Source organism: Frankia sp. Mgl5, from assembly GCF_023242985.1.
GTDB classification, from domain to species: Bacteria; Actinomycetota; Actinomycetes; order Frankiales; family Frankiaceae; genus Parafrankia; species Parafrankia soli.
Genome location: NZ_JALKFY010000505.1, coordinates 1 through 391, shown reverse-complemented (window position 1 = coordinate 391; position 391 = coordinate 1). Strand labels below are relative to the sequence as shown.

1 protein-coding gene is annotated in these 391 nt (G+C 77.0%); it reads right to left on the bottom strand.

Annotated features, from left to right (window positions below; genetic code table 11):
- Positions 1–391: hypothetical protein (locus MXD62_RS10350; protein WP_248829108.1), on the bottom strand; the 391-nt coding region annotated here is incomplete at both ends.

Below are 391 nucleotides of genomic sequence, written 5' to 3'. Positions count from 1 at the left end.
CGGGGCGAGTAGTCGCCGTCGCCGATGGCGGTGACGAGGGCGGTGGCGATGGCGTCCCGGTCGGTGTCGCCGAGCGTGGCCGGCCGGGGGGTGGGCAGCCGCTCGGCGAGACCGGCGGCGAACGTGTCGAGCGCGTCGCGCATGGCGTCGGGGTCGTACTCGCCGACGTCGCTGGTGGCGGCGTAGTGGGCCCCGCAGGTCTCGACATCGTCGTCGGTGGGCGCGAGCTCCCCGTGGGTGGCGAGTGCGGGCTGGTCGTCGTGGCCGTATGCGAGCCGGCGGGCCTCGTCGAGCGCCGCCTGGCAGTCGGCGAGCGCGCGGCTGATCCGCGGCGGCTGGCCGACGGTGCGCGATAGCGCGACGAGGGCGAGGTTCGCGCCCCCGGCGACGT